This window comes from Bacillus sp. 05T31 (assembly GCF_056396725.1).
In genome coordinates, this window is record NZ_JBFTMA010000544.1 from 1 (window position 1) to 3,072 (window position 3,072).

General features: G+C 29.8%; 2 protein-coding genes and 2 riboswitches. Of the genes, one reads left to right on the top strand and one right to left on the bottom strand.

Features of this window, described 5'->3' with window-relative positions; all coding sequences use genetic code 11:
- Positions 1–194: 194 nt before the first annotated feature.
- Positions 195–1,322, bottom strand: coding sequence for an FtsW/RodA/SpoVE family cell cycle protein (locus AC1DJR_RS23825; protein ID WP_477003662.1), 1,128 nt, complete (start codon positions 1,320–1,322; stop codon positions 195–197).
- A 188-nt stretch (positions 1,323–1,510) separates the two neighbouring features.
- Positions 1,511–1,687: riboswitch (M-box (ykoK) riboswitch) on the bottom strand.
- 520 nt (positions 1,688–2,207) lie between these two features.
- A riboswitch (M-box (ykoK) riboswitch) is annotated at positions 2,208–2,375 on the top strand.
- Between the two features lie 277 nt (positions 2,376–2,652).
- Here AC1DJR_RS23825 and AC1DJR_RS23830 point away from each other — a divergent pair.
- Positions 2,653–3,072 (top strand): magnesium transporter MgtE N-terminal domain-containing protein (locus AC1DJR_RS23830; protein ID WP_477003663.1); only part of this gene is annotated, 420 nt, incomplete at its 3' end.

The window sequence follows — 3,072 nt, forward strand, 5'->3', positions numbered from 1 at the left end:
GAATAATACATATATTGAAAAGACACATACATCGATTAAATAATTATTTAATAAGTTTTCACCAAAAGCTTCTGCCTTTTTTGGTATTAAAATTAATATTCATACAGTTAAAAACCTGATTAGAAATTATTTGAACATAGATTGCTCAATGAGGTTAAATTATATAATCTCCAAAAAATAGAATTATACATTAATTATATATTATAATTATTAAACTTAATTTTATTAAAAATTGAAATATTAAGCAATATTCCTATTGCTATTAAATTGACCATTAAAGAACTTCCACCAAAACTAACAAATGGAAATGGGGTACCAGTAAGAGGAAATAGTCCCGTAATACCACCTAAATTTACAATGGATTGCATACCAATCATACATCCTATACCAATTGCTATAAAACTTCCGAATGGATCTACACATAGTTGTGCAATTTTTAAGGAACGAAGAACGATAGTCAAAACCCCTGCCAATACAATAAATACACCAATAAACCCTAGTTCTTCAGAAACTATTGCCATTATAAAATCAGTATGTGGTTCTGGAAGATAGCCGGTTTTTTGAATGCTATTTCCGAATCCACGTCCAGTAATTCCTCCAGAGCCAATGGCAATAAAAGAATTTACAAGTTGATATCCTTTTCCTTGCGCATCAACAAAGGGATTCAGAATTGTAGTAATACGTGTCTTTTGAACTTCTGACAAGCTAAATTGAATTAAAAAGTATAAAAAAGGTAACCAAAAAATAGAACCAATTATAATTCTTTTAATTAATAGATTTACATTTATTCCAGAGCAAAGAAATATGCTAAAACCTATACCTAATATTAAAAGTGCAGATCCTAAGTTTGRCTGTTTATAGATTAGGAAAAAAATTGCAGCTAAAAAAAATAAAAGTTTTCCGCTACCACTCCAAATATTTTTAGCTTGTTCTTGTCGTAATGCAAAAAAACGGGCTGTTACAAGTATTGTTCCTAATTTAAGAAATTCAGCTGGCTGTATTCCAAAGATCCATGATTGAGCATTATTTACTACTTTTCCTTTCCACAAAACCATAATTAATAAAAAAATTCCCCCAACCATAATACAGATAGAGACTATTCGTTTTTTCCATATTTCATAWGGGAGAATAGCACAAACTATTAACCCWATTGTTCCTAAAAATAGCTTTGTTAATTGAGAATCAACAAAATGCCTACTGTTATAACCGTAATGTTGAACAGCAACAATGGAGCTCGCGCTATACATCATGATAATACCTAAAGTACATGTTATGAATAGAGGGAGGAGCAATAGATAATCGAGTTTTAATATTTTTTTCATTTTAATATCCTCCTGATTTACATTAACACTTAATATTACATTTGCTAATGAGTAGAATCTTGTTCTCATCAACTACTAAATAGTATTTTTGTTTTGAAAGATTCTATAGCTTACACCCTGTTTTCTTACGCAAAAATCCCCCCTAGTTACATACTAGGGGGGATTTAAATTGGCATGACTAAATAAAGCTTTCCTCCCCCTAGTAGAGCTTTGGCACTATACAACGTAAAGTAATGGAAATTGATTACTTAGCTATCTTAAGAAGAGCCTTAATCCGACAATTCCTGTTCTACCCATTGGCGTCTTTCGACATTTTTGGGCAATAGCCTGTGTTTGTATAGGAGCCTCACCTAACAGGTTTAGCAATATAAATTTTATGTATTTGTTTCGTGTAGCCAGCATAAATACTTTTTTTTTGCTTGTCAAGTAAGCATATTGCTAATTTTATATTCTTTATTGTTTTATGAATTTTGAGAAATAATGCAAGAAAATGTATTTAATCATCTCGTATAGATACTTATTTTCGGCCTGTAGTGTATAATTTGATTAAGTAGTTTAACCATATAAATTTGATAAACAGTAAAGAAGATTTTAATCATAAAATAAGATTTTTGAAGAATGTTCTTTTGAAGTACGGTATGACYAATAATTCAACTCCTGCTATAAAGTTACAAATWRATCATAAACAATAAGTTTCCTATACGAAATTTCATATATTTTATAACGTTTCTTCGAACTAATTGTATATAAATTTTATATCTTTTAAGTTGAATTTCAAATTTACAATAGAATCGAATTACATTTCTCTAAAAAAGAATTTATTATGAATCGAATCGAAAGTTAGTTGACAAATATTAAATTCTGGTTTAAATTTTGAAGTAATTCAATAATCTTTGTTAGGTGAGGCTCCTGTATAGAGAAACGCTGCTGCCCAAAAATGTCGAGAGACGCCAATGGGTCAACAGGAACGGTCGGATTAAGGCCCTTTTTAATGTAGCTGGTTATAAAAACCTATGCTATACAGTGCTAAAACTCAACGAGGGAGTGGTATACGATTTGATAGAAAGGCACCTCTGGGATTTTTGCAGAGCTGTCTTAATAATCATTTATTTGTATTGTAAAAAACCTTTACTCCTTTTTGAGTAAAGGTTTTTTTGTTTAATGTTATTTATTTTTATCTTGTCTATATTCAAAAAGGAGGTAGTTCTAAATAATAAATTGATTGCAATGTAACTATTAATGCTCTAATAAAAATTTTAGACAGATAAAATAACACAAAACCACTCATGAAACTCTAGAGTCTCCCTTAGCAATATAAGGAGGAGTTAACATGAAGAAATTATTAAATGAATTACTTGTAACCCAAAATAATTTGGATGCAGAGAAAGTTTTACGTCATCCGTCGTATGATGTTGCACAAGAAGTAAAACGGTTTTCAATTGAAGATCAAGTCATATTACTAGATAAGATTCCTGTATTAAAAAGCTCAAAAATTCTTCAACATTTGAGTACAGAAGAAAAATATAATATCTTAATTCACTTATCTGAAAACAAAGCTAAAAAGTTACTAGATTTACAACCGATTGATGAAACAGTAGATCTACTTCTAGCGGTTCATCCGGAAAAACAAGCTAAATTAATGGCGTATTTAAATAAAATTACAAAACATAATGTAAAAAAATTAATGGCTTTCAAACCTGAAACGGCAGGAAGTCTTGTCACAAGTGATTTTGTTGCAGTTAGAGGGAAT